This is a genomic window from Enterobacter chuandaensis, assembly GCF_003594915.1.
GTDB classification, from domain to species: Bacteria; Pseudomonadota; Gammaproteobacteria; order Enterobacterales; family Enterobacteriaceae; genus Enterobacter; species Enterobacter chuandaensis.
In genome coordinates this window covers 63,596-81,563 of record NZ_QZCS01000019.1, presented here as the reverse complement: position 1 = coordinate 81,563, position 17,968 = coordinate 63,596, and the positions used below count along the sequence as shown (strand labels likewise).

Here is a 17,968-nt window from a genome sequence, read left to right as displayed (position 1 = left end):
CATATATGCGGGCTGGCACATGCTGCCCCGATTCCACACGGTTGGTCTTCATGATCACCATTAACGATCTATTATTTGCTTATCTCTGGCCTTTAGAAGCATGTTTCGTATTTGCCTTTAGCAGGAAGAGCCTTATAAAAACCTCAGATAGTTCTACTGCACGGTGCTAAGCCACATTCTTATCCCGGGTCCTAAGGCTGACTCCGCTTAGTTTTCCAACTAATCGACACTGACACATAGCCACATAAAAGAGCGTTCAGAGGAAGCCGTCCCGTCCTGATAATGCACATTTTGCTGTGTAAAGATTGGATAAAGATCCGGTTTAGAATGCATGAAAACCCTCTTTAAATGAAAATGATTCCCATCAAATCCCAAGCACAATGCTTATCGGTTCTTAAGCGCCAAAATGTGACCTCTGGCAGGTTTACATCTCTTTACGCTATACTACCCGCTGAAATAATCGGCTCAACGCTACGAGCTGACGTTCAATGTGTTTTCACACAAATGGTATCAACTCCCCTTCTGAGGATCTGGCGAGAAGCCGGATAAACTATGTTAAACAGTATTTTAGTAATACTTTGTCTTATTGCCGTCAGTGCATTTTTCTCGATATCGGAGATCTCGCTGGCCGCGTCCCGTAAAATCAAACTTAAGCTGCTTGCCGATGAAGGCAACATCAATGCCACCCGCATCCTGAAAATGCAGGAAAATCCCGGCATGTTCTTCACCGTAGTGCAGATTGGCCTGAACGCCGTCGCCATTCTCGGCGGTATCGTGGGCGATGCAGCGTTTTCCCCGGCATTTTACAGCCTCTTTGTGAAGTACATGTCCGCTGAGCTTGCCGAACAGCTGAGCTTTATCCTCTCCTTCTCGCTGGTGACCGGCCTGTTCATTCTCTTCGCAGACCTGACCCCGAAACGCATCGGTATGATTGCGCCAGAAGCTGTGGCTTTGCGTATCATCAACCCGATGCGCTTCTGTCTGTACGTGTTTCGCCCGTTGGTGTGGTTCTTCAACGGCCTGGCGAACGTCATTTTCCGCATCTTTAAGCTGCCAATGGTGCGTAAAGACGACATCACCTCTGACGACATTTATGCGGTGGTGGAAGCCGGCGCGCTGGCCGGGGTGCTGCGTAAGCAGGAGCACGAGCTGATTGAGAACGTATTTGAACTGGAATCCCGTACCGTGCCCTCTTCCATGACGGGCCGTGAAAACATTATCTGGTTCGATTTACACGAAGATGAGCAGAGCCTGAAGAACAAAGTGGCGCAGCACCCGCACTCTAAGTTCCTGGTCTGTAATGAGGATATCGACCACATTATTGGTTATGTCGATTCCAAAGATCTGCTGAATCGCGTGCTGGCAAACCAGAGCCTGGCGCTCAACAGCGGCGTGCAGATCCGCAATACCCTGATTGTGCCGGACACCCTGACGCTCTCCGAAGCGCTGGAAAGTTTCAAAACCGCCGGGGAAGACTTCGCGGTGATCATGAACGAATATGCGCTGGTGGTGGGTATTATCACCCTGAACGACGTGATGACCACGCTGATGGGCGACCTGGTTGGCCAGGGGCTGGAAGAGCAGATTGTTCAGCGTGATGAGAACTCATGGCTTATCGACGGCGGTACGCCGATTGACGATGTCATGCGCGTGCTGGATATCGACGAGTTCCCGCAGTCCGGCAACTACGAGACCATCGGCGGCTTTATGATGTTTATGCTGCGTAAAATCCCGAAACGTACCGACTCGGTGAAGTTCTCCGGCTACAAGTTTGAGGTGGTGGATATTGATAACTACCGCATCGACCAGCTGCTGGTGACGCGTATCGACAACAAACCGACCGTACTGGTGCCGAAGCTGCCAGATGCGGAAGAGAAGGTGTCGGCGTAAAGCGCGCTATCTCCACAAACATCAACGGCTCCCATCGGGAGCCGTTTTTCTAACTACCTACTGCATAGCACGTTGGTTAAGCCATCTCAGTCTGCAGACGCATAACCTGACGGTTGACTTCGGACATCACAGACAGGTGCTGTTTGTCCTTCACTTTTGGGACAAGGATCTTGCCCTTATCAAACTCAAAAGCGCCAACATCCTTGATGTACAACCGTCCACGGAACAGGATCTTCACGTACTTCGCCACCTGAAGCGGGTTGTAGCGTTGGAAAATTTTCATTCTTGTATCTCCTGCGAATCATACGCTCTTGCGGTGCCACAATCGGCCCGACTGTCCTGAGCGCAAATTTTGATGCCCAATGACTATAGACCAGAACTACGGTGTTACCCAGTGTGCATAAGTTTATTTACCGTTTGATTACAATTATTCAGAATAATCTTTGCAAAGCGTGACAGGGAGCAGTATAAGCCGTCGTTTTTTCATGGATATGTGCGTTCACCCGCAAACTGGCATCGGGATTGCGGGAAAACCACATTGATCGCACTTATGATTAAAAGCGTATGACCAAGTGGTCGGATCACCTGCAAACAATAAGGAAACGCCATGACCCTACGTAACATCCTTGCAGCAGCTTGTCTGCTGCTGCCCCTGTGGGCTTCCGCTCACAGCATTGAAAAAGGACAACGTGTACCGCCAGTCGGCATTGCTGACCGGGGAGAATTGATTCTCGACAATGATAAGTTTAGCTATAAAGCCTGGAATAGCGCGCAGCTCGCGGGCAAAGTGAGAGTTGTACAACATATTGCCGGTCGTACATCTGCAAAAGAGAAAAATGCCAGCCTGGTGGAGGCGATCAAGGCCGCAAAATTCCCCCATGACCGCTACCAGACCACCACGATTGTGAACACCGATGACGCCATTCCGGGCTCCGGGATGTTTGTGCGCTCCAGCCTTGAGAGTAATAAAAAGCTCTACCCGTGGTCGCAGTTTATCGTCGACAGCAACGGCGTGACGCGTAAGGCCTGGCAGCTTGAGGAAGAGAGCTCGGCGATTGTCGTGCTGGACAAGGACGGTCGCGTTCAGTGGGTGAAAGACGGCGCGTTAACCCAGGAAGAGGTGCAGCAGGTTGTCGCCCTGCTGCACAAGTTGCTGGCTCAGTAAAGAGAAACGCGGAAGCCGGGGTTGAGGAATGACTCGCGCGGGGTATAGTCCAGCGGCCTGCCCTGCCAGTCATGGACATGCGCCCCGGCGGCCGCAGCAACGGCGTGACCTGCCGCGGTATCCCAGACGTTGGTTGGCCCGAAGCGCGGATACAGCTGCGCCTGACCTTCCGCCACCAGACAGAATTTCAGCGATGAACCAATCGAGGTGGTCTGGTGTTCACCCAGCTGCTGCAGATACTCCTCAAGCTCGCTGTCGCTGTGCGAGCGACTAATCACCACCAGCGGCGGACGGGCATCGCGCACCTGTATCTGCTTGCGCACGCCGCACTCCTCCTTCCAGGCCTTCCCTTCTGCGGCGCTGTACATCACCTTCATGACCGGCGCGTAGACCACACCGAGCACCGCTTTGCCCTTCTCAATCAGGGCAATATTGACGGTGAACTCACCGTTGCGCTTGATGAACTCTTTTGTCCCGTCCAGCGGATCGACCAGCCAGTAGCGCTGCCAGTGCTGGCGCTCGTCCCAGCTTTGCGGCGCTTCTTCAGACAGAACGGGGATCTCCGGCGTTAAGGCCTGCAGTCCTTGCAAGATCACCTTATGCGCCGCGATGTCGGCCGCCGTAACCGGGGAGTCGTCCGCCTTGCTGACGACCTCCATCGGTTTTACACCGTCATACACCTGCATGATGGCATCTCCCGCATCCCGTGCGAGCTGACAAATCTTATCTAGCATTTTCCACCTCTTTGTTAACGCAGTGAGGTTAACTCTTTGTTTTAGTTATATCGTAATGTGAACAATTCCGCTATCTGTGAAGCAATTCCGGTTTCAGGTCGCTTTTTTCTGTCAGGATTCACATTTCTGTAAGCAACAAGCGATAGATACATACTCTTTTGTGGAACGGATCGAAAAAAGGACTCCTCTGATGATTAAGTTTAGTGCAACGCTTCTGGCGACGCTGATTGCAGCGAGCGTACAGGCAGCGACGGTAGATCTGCGTATTCTGGAAACGACCGATCTGCACAGCAATATGATGGACTTCGATTACTACAAAGATACCCCTACGGAAAAATTCGGACTGGTACGCACAGCAAGTTTGATCAACGCCGCGCGCGGCGAAGTCAAAAATAGCGTGCTGGTGGACAACGGCGATCTCATCCAGGGCAGCCCGCTCGGCGATTACATGGCGGCGAAAGGTCTGAAGAAAGGCGAGATCCATCCGGTTTATAAAGCGATGAACACGCTGGACTATGCCGTCGGTAACCTGGGCAACCATGAATTTAACTACGGCCTGAAATATCTGCACGATGCGCTGGCCGGTGCGAAATTCCCGTACGTTAACGCCAATATCATCGACGTTAAGACGCAAAAGCCGCTCTTTACTCCTTACCTGATAAAAGAGACCGAGGTTGTCGATCAGGACGGGAAAAAGCAGACGCTGAAAATCGGCTATATCGGCTTCGTACCGCCGCAAATCATGACGTGGGATAAAGCTAATCTCGACGGTAAAGTGACCGTTAATGACATTACCGAAACCGCGCGCAAATACGTGCCGGAGATGCGCGAGAAAGGCGCAGACCTGGTGGTGGTTGTCGCCCACTCGGGACTCTCCGCCGATCCGTATCAGGCCATGGCGGAGAACTCCGTTTACTACCTGAGCGAAGTCCCGGGCGTTGACGCGATCCTGTTCGGTCACGCTCACGCTGTTTTCCCGGGCAAAGATTTCGCCAGCATTAAAGGAGCGGATATTGAGAAAGGGACGCTCAACGGCGTGCCATCGGTGATGCCGGGCATGTGGGGCGATCATCTCGGCGTGGTGGATCTGGTGCTGAATAACGACGGCGGCAGCTGGAAAGTAACGCAGTCAAAAGCAGAAGCGCGCCCGATTTACGACGCGGCGGCTAAAAAATCCCTGGCGGTTGAAGATAAAAAGCTGGTCGAGGTGCTGAAGCACGACCATGACGCCACCCGCGAATTCGTCAGCAAGCCGATCGGCAAATCCGCCGACAACATGTACAGCTTCCTGGCGCTGGTGCAGGACGATCCGACCGTCCAGGTGGTCAACATGGCGCAGAAAGCCTATGCCGAACACTTTGTTCAGGGCGATCCGGATCTGGCAAAACTGCCGGTGCTGTCTGCCGCGGCGCCATTCAAAGTGGGCGGACGCAAGAACGACCCGGCAAGCTATGTTGAGGTCGAAAAAGGCCAGCTGACATTCCGTAACGCTGCCGATCTCTATCTCTACCCGAATACCCTGGTGGTGGTTAAAGCCACGGGGAAAGAGGTGAAAGAGTGGCTGGAATGCTCCGCCGGGCAGTTCAACCAGATCGATCCGAACAGCAGCAAACCGCAATCGCTGATTAACTGGGACGGCTTCCGCACCTACAACTTCGACGTGATCGACGGCGTGAATTACCAGATTGACGTCACCCAGCCGGCGAAATATGACGGCGAGTGTCAGGCTATTAACCCTCAGGCGGAGCGCATCAAAAACCTGACCTTCAACGGCAAGGCGATTGACCCGAGTGCCACCTTCCTGGTCGTGACCAATAACTACCGCGCCTACGGCGGCAAGTTTGCCGGAACGGGCGATAGCCACATCGCCTTTGCTTCTCCAGATGAGAACCGTTCGGTGCTGGCGGCGTGGTTCGGCGCGGAGTCGAAGAAGGCAGGCGAAATTCACCCGGCGGTGGACAACAACTGGCGACTTGCGCCAATCCACAGCGAGACGAAACTGGATATCCGCTTTGAAACCTCACCGTCCGATAAGGCAGCCGCGTTTATTAAGGATAAGGCGCAGTATCCGATGAAGAAGGTTGCGACGGATGATATCGGGTTCGCGATTTATCAGGTGGATTTAAGCAGGTAGCGATGATTGTGCCGGGTAAGGCGAAACCGCCACCCGGCTTTTACGCCGCCCGCTCTTCCCGGTTCGCCATCACCTTCGGCGTATTGACTTCAATCCAGTCCGCCAGCGCGGCGACTTTCTCACTCACCTCAATGCCCATCGGCGTCAGGCTATACTCGACGTGCGGCGGCACGACCGGATACGACACGCGATCGACAAAGCCGTCCTGCTCCAGCGCCTGAAGCGACTGAGACAGCATCTTTTCGCTCACCCCGCCCATTTTATGGCGCAGCTCGCTAAAACGGTGCGTTCCTCCGCGAAGAGCCAGCAGGATCAGCACGCCCCAGCGGCTGGTTACGTGTTTGAGCACCTCCCGTGAAGGGCACTGTTCCGCGAAGAGATTGCCATCGCGCATTTGCTCGCTGAGCGTTGGGATCGTTTTTTTCATACTTACCTTTTTGTACGTACTTACTAAAAGTTAGCTATGGTGATAGTGTGCCACAACACCAGACAAACACGAAGGAGATTTATCATGATCGCGATTACCGGCGCTACCGGCCAGCTTGGCCAACACGTTATTGAAGAACTGCTGAAAACCGTTCCAGCAAACCAGATTGTTGCCATTGTGCGTAACCCGGCGAAAGCTGAAGCGTTAAGCAACCAGGGTATTGTGGTTCGTCAGGCGGATTACGCCGATGAGGCCGCCTTCACTGCCGCGCTGAGCGGCGTGGATAAACTGCTGCTCATCTCCTCCAGCGAAGTGGGCCAGCGCGCGGCCCAGCACCAGAACGTCATCAACGCCGCCAAAGCGGCAGGCGTGAAATTTATCGCCTACACCAGCCTGCTGCACGCGGATAAATCACCGCTGGGTCTGCACGTTGAACATGTCGAAACCGAGAAAGCGCTGGCAGAATCTGGCGTGCCATACGCCCTGCTGCGCAACGGCTGGTACACCGAAAACTATCTGGCGAGCGCGCCGCCTGCGCTGGAACACGGCGTATTCATTGGTGCCGCAGGCGAAGGCAAAATTGCCTCCGCGACCCGTGCAGACTACGCCGCGGCGGCCGCCAAAGTGATCGCTGAAGAGGGTCATGCGGGCAAGGTATATGAACTGGCTGGCGACCACGGCTGGACATTGAGCGAACTGGCAGCGGAACTGAGTAAGCAGAGCGGCAAACCTGTGGCGTATCAAAATCTGAGCGAAGCGGACTTTGCAGCCGCATTGAAGAGCGTGGGTTTACCTGCCGGGCTGGCGGATATGCTGGCGGACTCCGACGTGGGCGCCTCCAAAGGCGGGCTCTTTGACGACAGCCGTACCCTGAGCAAACTGATCGGCCGCCCGACCACCCCGCTGGCGGAAAGCGTCAACGCCATTCTGTAATTGTTACGGATTGGTTATTTTTTGTGGCATCCCCTCGGGTCATCTCTGATAATAAAGTGATGACCCATGAGGAGGCTCACCGTGCAAGGCGTACCAGAACAGTTTACTGACGAGAGAGACAGCGCGCGCTTTCGCCATCTGGCGCAGCTGCCGGGCCTGGAACTCTATCACGCCCATATCTCGGACTACGCCTTTGAGCCCCACACGCATGAAGCCTTCGGCATCGGCACCATCGAAACCGGTGCCGAACGCTTTCGCTATCGCGGCACGCAGCATCTCGCGGCGGAAAAATCCGTTGTCACCATGAACCCGGACGAGATCCACACGGGGGAATCCGCCACCGAAGGCGGCTGGCGCTACCGGATGGTCTACATCGAACCCGATCTTCTGGAAGAGGTGACCGGCCTGCGTCACTGGTGGTTTAGCGACGTTACGCGCCACGATCCGCTGCGCTCGCAGCAAATCGGCCAGCTGATTTACGGACTGTGGCACACGGACGACCCGCTGGCGCAAAAAAGCTTGCTGCTGGATTTGATTGAGACTTTCCAGCCGCTAGCCCATCACGCGCCGGTGATTCACGAAGGTGCGCACCGGTTTGAGCGCGTGCGCGAGTACCTGCACGACAACTACATGCACGCCCTGACGCTGGACGAGCTGGCGAGCGTCGTCTCGCTCAGCCCGTATCATTTCCAGCGCCAGTTCAAAGCCCACTTTCACGTTACGCCGCACCAGATGCTGATGGCGATTCGCCTGTGGCGCGCCAAAGCGTTCCTCACTCACGGCATGCCCGCAGCAGAGGTCGCCGCCGCGACCGGGCTGACCGACCAGTCGCATTTAACCCGCGCCTTCACCCGCCGCTACGGCATTACGCCCGTACGCTATCAGAAGCAGGTCGCCCGGCGCTAATGCGCAATCTCATACAATACGCGCGCGTTTCACCCTCCTAGACTGAGTGCAGAGTAAATCAATGTGGATGGAAAAATGATTAGCGGTGTGTTGTATGCCCTGCTTGCAGGTCTGATGTGGGGGCTGATCTTTGTCGGCCCACTGATCGTGCCGGAATATCCGGCGATATTGCAGTCTACCGGACGTTATCTGGCGCTGGGGCTGATTGCCCTTCCTCTGGCATGGCTGGGGCGCACGCGCTTGCGACAGCTCAGCCGTCAGGACTGGGGCACCGCGCTGGCGCTGACCATGATGGGCAATCTCATCTATTACGTCTGCCTGGCAAGCGCCATTCAGCGTACCGGGGCGCCGGTGTCGACCATGATTATCGGCACGCTGCCGGTGGTTATCCCCATCTTCGCGAATCTGCTCTATAGCCACCGGGACGGCAAGCTGGCGTGGTCAAAAATGATACCCGCCCTGGCCTGCACCGCCGTGGGGCTGGTGTGCGTCAATATCGCCGAGCTGCGCCACGGGCTGGGCGATTTCAGCTTGTGGCGTTACGGTTCTGGGATCGTTTTAGCGTTCATCTCGGTCGCGTGCTGGGCCTGGTACGCCCTGCGTAATGCGCGCTGGCTGCGGGAGAATCCGGATAAGCACCCGATGATGTGGGCGACGGCGCAGGCGCTGGTCACGCTCCCCGTCTCGTTAGTGGGATATGCCGGTGCATGCATCTGGCTGGGTCATCAGCAGCCGGAGTTTGCCCAGCCCTTCGGACCAAGACCCTGGGTCTTTATTGGCCTGATGGTGGCGATTGCGGTGCTGTGCTCCTGGGTGGGCGCGCTGTGCTGGAACATTGCCAGCCAGAAGCTGCCGACGGTGATCTTAGGGCCGCTGATTGTGTTCGAAACCCTGGCCGGGCTGCTGTACACCTTCCTGATGCGCCAGAGTGTGCCGCCGCTGTTAACGGCCTGTGGGATCGCGCTGCTGGTGGTGGGGGTGGTGATGGCGGTAAGAGCGAAGCCGGAAAAACCGAGGGTCGTTCCGGCGTCGGAGATGTGAGCATTGCCCGGCGGCGCTGCGCTTGCAGGGCCTACAAAACCGTAGGCCCGGTAAGGCGTAGCCGCCACCGGGCAAGCCCTTAAAACGTTTCCCAGTTCGCTTCAGCTACGGTCGCAGCAGGCTGCGCTTTTGGCACATAGGTTTTCACCGGCGCCGCTTTAACCGCCTGATTACGCGTAATTTTAAACACCGCTACCGCTTCGTTCAGGCGTGCGGCCTGATCTTCCAGCGCCGCCGCTGCCGCCGCAGACTCCTCCACCAGCGAGGCGTTCTGCTGGGTAACGCGGTCCATCTCCGCTACCGCCTGGCCCACCTGATCGATACCGCGGCTCTGCTCGTCAGAGGCAGAGGCAATTTCGCCCATGATGTCGGTCACCCGGGTAACCGCGTTGACGATTTCCGCCATCGTCGCGCCCGCTTCGTTTACCAGCTGAGAACCCGCATTGACGCGCTCGCCGGAATCATCAATCAACGCCTTAATCTCTTTCGCCGCCTGGGCGCTGCGCTGGGCAAGCGTTCGTACTTCACCTGCAACAACCGCGAAGCCACGGCCCTGTTCGCCCGCACGCACCGCTTCCACTGCCGCGTTCAGCGCCAGAATGTTGGTCTGGAAGGCAATGCCGTCGATCACGTTGGTAATTTGCGCGATTTTGCTGGAGCTGGTGGCGATCTCGTCCATGGTACGCACGACGCCTTCCACCACATTACCGCCTTTTTTCGCGGTTGAGGAGGCATCCAGCGCAAGCCGGGAAGCCTGACGCGCGTTATCGGCGTTCTGCTTCACGGTGGCGGTCAGTTGTTCCATGCTGGCAGCGGTCTCTTCCAGAGACGCGGCCTGCTGTTCGGTACGGGAAGAGAGATCGTTGCTGCCCGCAGTTATTTCACCCGCGCCGGTATAGATGGTGTCTGCGCCTTCACGCACCACGCCAACCGTGTTGGCCAGCGAGGTTTGCATCTCCTGAACGTTGCGCGCCAGGATCGCCATTTCGTTTTTGCCTTCAGCCTGAATCGGCTGAGTTAAATCCCCTGCCGCGATGGCGCGGATATGGTTGATCACCTCTTCCAGCGGCAGCAGCAGCACGCGGCGCATGGCGATCCAGCTGGAGATAATTACCGCAATGACGAGAATCATGACGGCAGAAAGGATCCACAGGATGCGCTTGTAGTCGCTTTCGTTATCCTGAATGCCTTTACTGGTAAGCGCAGCCTGCGCCTCGCGCCACTCGCGATAGACCTTCTGCATTGCCGTCTGCTTCTGTTCGGCATTCTGTTTGAACATCTCTTCCAGGTTGCCCTGGCCCAGCAGAACGTTCATTTGCGTCAACGTGGCGGAGTAGATGCGGTACTGCTCTTCCAGCCGATCGGCCAGGTTCTCATCCAGACCCGGGGTATTCGGCAGGGCGTAGTATTTGTCGTAATGGACCTGCGCATTAGCCAGCAGGTTTTTCGCGGTGTTAACCAGCTCGTTCAGCTGTCCGCCGTTAATCTGAGAGGCCATGCTGCTTTGCAGACGCAGCATCCCGCGGTTTAGCGTGACGCGCGCCTGGTTCAGGCTGATCCAGGCGTCGGTAAATTCCGCCACGTTCTGGCTGGAAAGCTGCGACACGGTGAAGTTGTCTTTATCGTTATTCAGCGCGTTGATAAAGATACCCGCGGAAATCACTTGCATGATGCCGAGCACAAGCAGCACCGAAATAAGAAGAGTTATGACTTTTATACGTTTAAACATGCGTCGCCTTTGTTATATGCAGGTTTGTCTGACGTGTATCTATCGGCACGCGCGGCGGGTTGTTTACTGTTTCTCCACCTTTAAAAACTTTCTAAACCACTTTCTTATGTCCATTCAGGGAGTTAAACGGGACATTTTTTTGTGATCGGCGTCTCACTTTCCCCCTTCCCTCTAAAGGGTTATAGCGTCGCCATAAAGATGCATTTAATATGCACCTTATATTTTTGATGACGAGGTAACTGCTATGGCCTTTCGCGACCAACCCCTGGGCGAGCTGGCGCTCTCCATCCCTCGCGCTTCTGCGCTGTTCCGCAAATACGACATGGATTACTGCTGCGGCGGTAAGCAAACGCTGGCGCGAGCGGCCTCGCGTAAAGAGCTGGACGTGGAGGTTATAGAAGCGGAGCTGGCACTTCTGGCCGAACAGCCTGTCGACAAAGACTGGCGCACCGCCCCGCTCGCTGAAATCATCGACCATATCATCGTGCGTTACCACGACCGCCACCGTGAGCAGCTACCTGAGCTGATTCTGCAGGCGACCAAAGTTGAGCGCGTTCACGCTGATAAACCCTCCGTACCCCGCGGTCTGGCGAAATACCTGACCATGCTGCATGAAGAGCTTTCCAGCCACATGATGAAAGAAGAGCAGATCCTCTTCCCGATGATCAAACAGGGAATGGGAAGCCAGACGATGGGGCCCATCAGCGTGATGGAAAGCGAACATGATGATGCCGGCGAACTGCTGGAAGTCATCAAACACACCACCAACAACGTCACACCGCCGCCGGAAGCGTGCACCACCTGGAAAGCGATGTACAACGGCATTAATGAGATGATTGATGACCTGATGGAACACATCAGTCTTGAGAATAACGTTCTGTTCCCGCGGGCATTGGCTGATAAATAAAAAAGCCCGGTGGCGCTAGCGCTTACCGGGCCTACAACGTCCTCGAACGTAGGCCGGGTAAGCGTCAGCGCCACCCGGCAACATGCTTAACGCATGCCTGCCATACGTTTCTTACCGATAAACAGCCAGCCCAGCCCCAGCGCGATAAACCACAGCGGCGTGACGATCAGCGCCTGACGGGTGTCATCTTCGAGCGTCAGCAGCACCAGCACGAACACGAAGAACGCCATACACACCCAGCACATCAGCTTGCCCAGCGGCATCTTGTAGATCGACTTCTCATGCAGGTGCGGACGCTGTTTGCGGTACACCAGGTACGAGCACAGGATAATGGTCCAGACGAACATGAACAGGATCGCCGAGACCGTGGTGATCATGGTGAACGCGCCAATCACGCTTGGGTTCACGTAGAGCATCACCACGCCACCCAGCAGGCACATGCAGGAGAAGGTCAGCCCTTTCGCCGGCACCGCACGCTTAGAGAGTTTCGCAAAGGCGCTCGGCGCCACGCCCTCCTGCGCCAGACCAAACAGCATGCGGCTGGTTGAGAACACGCCGCTGTTCGCGGAAGAGGCCGCAGAGGTCAGCACCACGAAGTTAATCAGGCTCGCGGCAGCAGGCAGTCCTACCAGCACGAACAGCTCAACGAACGGGCTCTTGTTTGGCACCACCGAGCTCCACGGCGTCACGGACATGATGATAATCAGCGCGAAGACGTAGAACATAATAATGCGCAGCGGAATGGAGTTGATGGCGCGCGGCAGGGATTTCTCCGGATCTTTGGTTTCCGCAGCCGTGGTTCCCACTAGTTCAATCCCCACAAACGCAAATACCGCAATCTGGAAACCGGCAAAGAAGCCGCTGATGCCTTTCGGGAACCAACCGCCGTCATTCCACAGATGGGTAAACGACGCCTGAACGCCAGTCGGCGACTGGAAATGCGTCAGGACCATCACCAGCCCCACCACAATCAGCCCTACGATAGCGACAATCTTGATCATCGCGAACCAGAACTCCATCTCACCGAACATTTTCACGGTGGCGAGGTTCAGGCTCAGCAGCAGAATAATCACCGCCAGCGAGGCGACCCAGTCCGACAGCCCCGGGAACCAGAACTGCGCGTAGGCGGTAATCGCCACGACGTCCGCCATGCCGGTGACCACCCAGCAGAACCAGTAGGTCCAGCCGGTAAAATAGCCCGCCCACGGGCCGAGCAGGTCCGACGCGAAGTCGCTGAAGGATTTGTATTCGAGGTTCGAGAGCAGCAATTCACCCATTGCACGCATCACGAAGAAGAGCATAAAACCGATGATCATATAGACGAAAATGATCGACGGCCCGGCAAGACTGATGGTTTTGCCCGACCCCATAAACAACCCGGTGCCGATGGCACCGCCGATGGCGATAAGCTGTATATGACGGTTTGTGAGATTGCGCCGTAGCGACTGTTCAGACGTCGCCTCTTCTGCAGCGGCGACTTTGACCTGATCTACCATGTAATTTTTCCTGTTTATGCCTGTCTGTGTTGTTAAGGCTCTTCTGGCCTTTAAAAACGTCAAATAAATGACGGTCCCTTTGTAAGGGTTTATCGATATTAGGTAAGAATCGGCGGGATGAATACTATGATTTAGATATTATGTTAATAATATGTTGAAAGTGAGTGTCATATCACTCATGCAGCGCGAAACAGCTCACAAAAATACACGCAACAGTTTCGTTTGCAAGATAAAATGTTGATTCCGTCGTAACTATAGGTTTTATCACTATTTTCCTCTCCCCGGGCGGAGAGAGGAAATAAGAAAAGTCGATTACAGGATTTCCAGCAGCTCGACTTCAAATACCAGGGTGCTGAATGGCGGGATGGACGCGCCAGCGCCGCGCTCGCCGTAAGCCAGGTTGTGAGGGATGGTCAGTTCCCATTTGGAACCCACTGGCATCAGGGTCAGAGCTTCGATCCAGCCTGCGATCACGCCGTTGACCGGGAATTCAGCTGGTTCGCCGCGCGCAACAGAGCTGTCGAACACGGTACCGTCGATCAGTTTACCGGTGTAGTGCACGCGAACGTGGTCGGTACGCGCAGGAATTGCGCCGTCGCCCTGGTTGATTACGCGGAACTGCAGGCCGGATTCGGTGCTGTTCACGCCTTCACGCTCGCGGTTCTCTTCCAGGTATTTCACGCCTTCGGCGGCCATCTCTTCGAAACGCGCACGACGCACGGCGTCAGCACGTTCGTGGATTTCACGCAGCGCACGGTGCACAACGTCAACCGGAACGGCAGGCTGTTTGCCTTCCAGCGCATCAGCGATACCCGCCACCAGCGCTTCAGGTAACAGACCTTCCAGGCCGGATTCGCTCAGCTGCTGTCCTACCTGCAAGCCGATACCGTAGCTTGCCTGCGCTTCGATAGTGTCAAAAGTCGGGGTGGTCATGGGTTTTCCTTCCATCACATTTAAAGTAGCGGGCAGCATATCAGCCATGCCCTTATGGGTAAAACTTTGTCTTAAGTTAAGGTGACAAACCGCGACGAAACAGAAACAATAGAGACAACCAGGATTAATCCCGAACTGATGTCACAGATGTCCAGTTTGCTACGTCGCTCAGGCAGTTAGCGAACTATACTTCGAAGCACAGGATATAAAAGACGCGGAGCAGGAGGAGAGCCATGCCCGGGCGATTTGAACTGAAACCTACCCTGGCGAAAATCTGGCAGGCGCCGGATAATTTTCGCATTATGGATCCGCTGCCTCCTCTGCACCGCAGAGGGATCATCATTGGTGCGCTGATGGTCATCGTGGGCTTCCTGCTTCCTTCTGGCGGTGATGATGTCGATACCGCGCCGGTCACCCGCAATGCGCAGCTGGATCTTCAGTCGCAAACGCGGCCGCAGCCTGACGCGCAGCCGATGCAGACGCAGCTGGTAACCCCGTCTAACGATCCGGGTCAGGTCGCGCCTGTTGAACCCGAACCCGTTCAGGATGAGCAGGAGCAGGCCGCAGCACCGTCTGAGCCGCAAACTCAGCAGCCTACCGGCATTGAGCAGCAGTGGCGTTCCTATCGCGTGGAGTCAGGCAAAACCCTTGCGCAGCTGTTCCGCGACCACAACCTGCCGCCGACCGACGTGTATGCCATGGCAAAAGTGGAAGGCGCAGGTAAACCGCTCAGTAACCTGCAGAACGGCCAGATGGTACAGATTCGTCAGAACGCCAGCGGCGTGGTCACCGGGCTGACCATTGATACCGGAAATGGGCAGCAGGTGCTGTTTACCCGCCAGCCGGACGGCAGTTTTATCAGAGCACGTTAATGGCACAGGCCGGGTAAGGCGAAGCCGCCACCCGGCACTTTTGTTCTCAGGCGTTCCGCTTATTCACCCACCAGATCCCCGAGCAGACCAGCACCAGCGCAATTGCGTATTTGATATCCAGAATGTTTTCGCCGAGGAAAATGGCGGAAAGCACCGTCCCTGCAACAGGAATGACAAAGTTGAACGGAGCAATCATGCTTACCCGGTTCACTTTCAGCAGCGCGCTCCAGAGGGCGAACGCCACCGATGAGAGCAGCGTCAGATACCCCAGCACCGCAACGGCTTTCATGCTGTGCACTTCCAGCGTCCCGCCCGTGGCATAACCTCCCGCAACCAGCGCAGCCCCGCCGATCGCCAGCTGCCAGCCAGTCATCACCGTTGGGTCAACGGTCTGGGAAATACGTTTCCCGTAAAGCGTGGCGGCAGAGAGAATAAAAGCCGCCAGCACCACAAAACCGTCGCCTTTCCAGATAAACTGGAAATCGCTCAACCCGCTGTGGAAGTTCACCAGCATCACCCCGGCAAACCCAAGAATACAGCCCAGCGTTTTGTTATAGCTGAGTTTGTCATTGTGGTAGATAAAGTGTGCCAGCAGCACGCTGAAGAAGGTTCCGGTGGCGTTCATGATTGAGCCGTTCACCCCCGTCGTGTAGGCCAGGCCTATATAGAAGAAAGTGTACTGAATGGTCGTCTGGGTCAGCCCGAGGATCGTAAGCTGGCCAAACTGCGTGGGTGTGAGCCTGCCAATCGGTTTTCGTTGGGCCAGCGCAAACAGCAGCAGCAAGGCGCCGGCAAACAGAAAACGGTATCCGGCAAAAACGACTTTGGATGGAATATCATCGGTCGCAATCTGAAAGAGTTCGTAGCCATTTTTAATGGCAGGGTACGAGCTACCCCAGAGCAGGCAGCAGAGCGTGGCGCAGGCGTAGGCCACATGTCGACGGGCAAAGACGGGCGTGGGCAGAGCGGTATCCATGACAAATCTCATAAATAAAATTGCGTTTCATTTTATTATCAGAGAATACGTCAGGAATAGCGACCATACGAGATAAAAAGAGAATTTCTGGTAGCGTTAAAAAGCAAAACGCCGGCACAAGGCCGGCGCTTCGACGCGAGCAGAGTAAAAATTACTCAGCTACAACGTTAACAACCAGTTTAGCGAACACTTCGCTGTGAACCTGGAAGTCAACTTCGTGCTCACCAGTGGTACGCAGAACGCCGTTCGGCATGCGAACTTCGCTCTTAGCCACTTTAACGCCTGCTGCAGTAACTGCATCAGCGATATCGCGGGTACCGATGGAACCGAACAGTTTACCTTCGTCGCCAGCTTTGGAAGCGATGGTAACAGTGCCCAGTGCGTTGATTGCTTCAGCGCGAGCGTTAGCAGCCGCCAGAACGTCAGCCAGTTTGGCTTCCAGTTCAGCGCGACGTGCTTCGAAAAACTCTACGTTTTTCTTAGTAGCTGGAACAGCTTTACCCTGTGGAACCAGGAAGTTACGTGCGTAACCCGCTTTAACGTTAACCTGATCACCCAGGCTGCCCAGGTTTGCTACTTTATCAAGCAGAATAACTTGCATTACCTTATCCTCTTAAAGTCGTATTAATGGACCGTGCCCGATTACTGATGACGATCAGTGTACGGCAGCAGGGACAGGTAGCGAGCGCGTTTGATAGCGCGAGCCAGCTGACGCTGATATTTTGCACGAGTACCGGTGATACGGCTTGGGACAATCTTACCGCTTTCGGTGATGTAGTTTTTCAGCGTTGCGATATCTTTATAGTCGATCTCTTGAACGCCTTCCGCGGTGAAACGGCAGAACTTGCGACGACGGAAATAACGTGCCATATGGCTAGTCTCCAGTATCTATCAAATCAATCTGCTCGGCATGCAGAACCATTTTGCTCAGGCCGTTCTTTGCCTTGTGGCAAGAGATGAACCCCTGAACGATTACTGCGCTACCGACCGTTAAACTGTGAGTAATGGCCTGGTTTTCGTGTCCGCTAATAATAACGGGCATTTGGCACCACGCCTGCCGGTGAAACCCGGCTTCCTCTTGCACAGAACGATGCTCAAGCACGAACTGGCAATGCGGAATTCCTGATGGACTGACCTTTCGAAGGGGAGCCCTGCATACGATGCCGGACAACGCCAGACGGTTGGTCATCAGAAATTACTCTTCAGAATCCCCAGCATCAGAATCATCTGCGGTTTCGTTTGCGAAATCATCGCGACGCTCACGGCGCTCGTCTTTCGCTTTAACCATCGGAGATGCTTCGGTAACTGCGTTTTTGGTACGCATAACCATGCTGCGGATAACGGCATCGTTGAAGCGGAAGGTAGTTTCCAGCTCATCGATCACTTCCTGCGGCGCTTCAACGTTCATCAGAACGTAGTGTGCTTTGTGCAGTTTGTTGATCGGGTAAGCCAACTGACGGCGGCCCCAGTCTTCCAGACGGTGGATCGTACCTTCTGCACCAGTGATGGCAGCAGAGTAACGCTCGATCATACCCGGAACCTGTTCGCTCTGGTCAGGATGGACCATAAAAACGATTTCGTAATGACGCATCGAATTGCTCCTTACGGATTATTCAGCCTCCTGTCTGGGTCAGCCGAGGCCCGGGGAGGCAAGGAACGTGTTAAAGGTCGGCTGAAAAATTGACGCGTCATAATACTTGCGCGCCCCAGGAAACTCAAGCTGATTGCACAAATAATTCGCACAAAGCGTAAAGCTGGTCTAAGTGGGTGATTTAAAATTAATCGCATCAGGAAGCGTTGTTTTTTTGAACAACTGCATCAGAAA

The 17,968-nt window shown here is 55.2% G+C and carries 19 protein-coding genes; 8 read left to right on the top strand and 11 right to left on the bottom strand.

Going from position 1 to position 17,968, the window contains the following annotated elements; all coding sequences use genetic code 11:
- The first annotated feature begins 552 nt into the window (after positions 1–552).
- On the top strand, positions 553–1,890 hold the full coding sequence (gene paeA, locus D5066_RS21360) for a polyamine export protein PaeA (RefSeq protein WP_080328820.1): 1,338 nt from the start codon (positions 553–555) through the stop codon (positions 1,888–1,890).
- A gap of 76 nt (positions 1,891–1,966) precedes the next feature.
- Here the strand turns inward: paeA and D5066_RS21355 are convergent, their stop codons facing one another.
- Complete coding sequence (locus tag D5066_RS21355) at positions 1,967–2,173, bottom strand: DUF1107 domain-containing protein (RefSeq protein WP_008501430.1); 207 nt, start codon at positions 2,171–2,173, stop codon at positions 1,967–1,969.
- Positions 2,174–2,497: 324 nt separating this feature from the next.
- On the opposite strand from D5066_RS21355, the gene D5066_RS21350 reads away from it, so the two are divergent.
- Entirely contained in the window at positions 2,498–3,055 is a 558-nt protein-coding gene (locus tag D5066_RS21350) for a YtfJ family protein (RefSeq protein WP_028015282.1), read from the top strand.
- Here the strand turns inward: D5066_RS21350 and cysQ are convergent.
- Positions 3,049–3,789, bottom strand: coding sequence for a 3'(2'),5'-bisphosphate nucleotidase CysQ (gene cysQ / locus D5066_RS21345; protein WP_119917147.1), 741 nt, complete (start codon positions 3,787–3,789; stop codon positions 3,049–3,051). The genes D5066_RS21350 and cysQ overlap by 7 nt on opposite strands.
- 190 nt (positions 3,790–3,979) lie before the next feature.
- Between cysQ and D5066_RS21340 the strand changes: the two genes are divergently transcribed.
- Positions 3,980–5,923: a bifunctional 2',3'-cyclic-nucleotide 2'-phosphodiesterase/3'-nucleotidase gene (locus D5066_RS21340; protein WP_119917146.1), complete on the top strand. Its 1,944-nt coding sequence runs from the start codon at positions 3,980–3,982 to the stop codon at positions 5,921–5,923.
- 40 nt (positions 5,924–5,963) lie between these two features.
- Here the strand turns inward: D5066_RS21340 and D5066_RS21335 are convergent, their stop codons facing one another.
- The gene (locus D5066_RS21335; protein WP_080328817.1) at positions 5,964–6,350 is read right to left on the bottom strand and encodes a winged helix-turn-helix transcriptional regulator; all 387 of its coding nucleotides are present in this window, start codon (positions 6,348–6,350) and stop codon (positions 5,964–5,966) included.
- An 84-nt stretch (positions 6,351–6,434) separates the two neighbouring features.
- Here D5066_RS21335 and D5066_RS21330 point away from each other — a divergent pair, with 84 nt between their 5' ends.
- From D5066_RS21330 to D5066_RS21320, 3 genes are all read left to right on the top strand, one after another.
- A complete protein-coding gene (locus D5066_RS21330; protein WP_119917145.1) occupies positions 6,435–7,283 on the top strand; it encodes an SDR family oxidoreductase in 849 nt (282 codons plus the stop codon).
- Between the two features lie 81 nt (positions 7,284–7,364).
- Positions 7,365–8,189 carry an AraC family transcriptional regulator gene (locus tag D5066_RS21325; RefSeq protein ID WP_119917144.1) on the top strand — a complete coding sequence of 275 codons (825 nt, stop codon included), beginning with the start codon at positions 7,365–7,367 and terminating at the stop codon, positions 8,187–8,189.
- Between the two features lie 75 nt (positions 8,190–8,264).
- The gene (locus tag D5066_RS21320) at positions 8,265–9,230 is read left to right on the top strand and encodes a DMT family transporter (protein WP_119917143.1); all 966 of its coding nucleotides are present in this window, start codon (positions 8,265–8,267) and stop codon (positions 9,228–9,230) included.
- 79 nt (positions 9,231–9,309) lie between these two features.
- Here the strand turns inward: D5066_RS21320 and D5066_RS21315 are convergent, their stop codons facing one another.
- On the bottom strand, positions 9,310–10,959 hold the full coding sequence (locus D5066_RS21315; RefSeq protein ID WP_119917142.1) for a methyl-accepting chemotaxis protein: 1,650 nt from the start codon (positions 10,957–10,959) through the stop codon (positions 9,310–9,312).
- Positions 10,960–11,203: 244 nt separating this feature from the next.
- Here D5066_RS21315 and ytfE point away from each other — a divergent pair, with 244 nt between their 5' ends.
- Complete coding sequence (ytfE, locus tag D5066_RS21310) at positions 11,204–11,866, top strand: iron-sulfur cluster repair protein YtfE (RefSeq protein ID WP_119917141.1); 663 nt, start codon at positions 11,204–11,206, stop codon at positions 11,864–11,866.
- An 86-nt stretch (positions 11,867–11,952) separates the two neighbouring features.
- Here ytfE and cycA read toward each other — a convergent pair whose 3' ends face one another.
- Together cycA and bamJ are read right to left on the bottom strand one after the other, a co-directional pair.
- Positions 11,953–13,362, bottom strand: coding sequence for a D-serine/D-alanine/glycine transporter (gene cycA / locus D5066_RS21305; protein ID WP_119917140.1), 1,410 nt, complete (start codon positions 13,360–13,362; stop codon positions 11,953–11,955).
- A gap of 312 nt (positions 13,363–13,674) precedes the next feature.
- Complete coding sequence (bamJ, locus tag D5066_RS21300; protein WP_008502892.1) at positions 13,675–14,295, bottom strand: BamJ family beta-barrel-assembly machinery protein; 621 nt, start codon at positions 14,293–14,295, stop codon at positions 13,675–13,677.
- Positions 14,296–14,528: 233 nt separating this feature from the next.
- Between bamJ and D5066_RS21295 the strand changes: the two genes are divergently transcribed.
- Positions 14,529–15,167: an OapA family protein gene (locus D5066_RS21295; RefSeq protein ID WP_119917139.1), complete on the top strand. Its 639-nt coding sequence runs from the start codon at positions 14,529–14,531 to the stop codon at positions 15,165–15,167.
- Positions 15,168–15,213: 46 nt separating this feature from the next.
- Here the strand turns inward: D5066_RS21295 and D5066_RS21290 are convergent, their stop codons facing one another.
- From D5066_RS21290 to rpsF, 5 genes are all read right to left on the bottom strand, one after another.
- Positions 15,214–16,143: a DMT family transporter gene (locus D5066_RS21290; protein ID WP_119917138.1), complete on the bottom strand. Its 930-nt coding sequence runs from the start codon at positions 16,141–16,143 to the stop codon at positions 15,214–15,216.
- Between the two features lie 151 nt (positions 16,144–16,294).
- A complete protein-coding gene (gene rplI / locus D5066_RS21285; RefSeq protein ID WP_006810372.1) occupies positions 16,295–16,744 on the bottom strand; it encodes a 50S ribosomal protein L9 in 450 nt (149 codons plus the stop codon).
- A gap of 41 nt (positions 16,745–16,785) precedes the next feature.
- On the bottom strand, positions 16,786–17,013 hold the full coding sequence (gene rpsR, locus D5066_RS21280) for a 30S ribosomal protein S18 (protein ID WP_000135199.1): 228 nt from the start codon (positions 17,011–17,013) through the stop codon (positions 16,786–16,788).
- A 4-nt stretch (positions 17,014–17,017) separates the two neighbouring features.
- Complete coding sequence (priB, locus tag D5066_RS21275) at positions 17,018–17,332, bottom strand: primosomal replication protein N (RefSeq protein WP_028015270.1); 315 nt, start codon at positions 17,330–17,332, stop codon at positions 17,018–17,020.
- 6 nt (positions 17,333–17,338) lie between these two features.
- Positions 17,339–17,734: a 30S ribosomal protein S6 gene (gene rpsF / locus D5066_RS21270; protein ID WP_014068637.1), complete on the bottom strand. Its 396-nt coding sequence runs from the start codon at positions 17,732–17,734 to the stop codon at positions 17,339–17,341.
- Between the last annotated feature and the right edge of the window lie 234 nt (positions 17,735–17,968).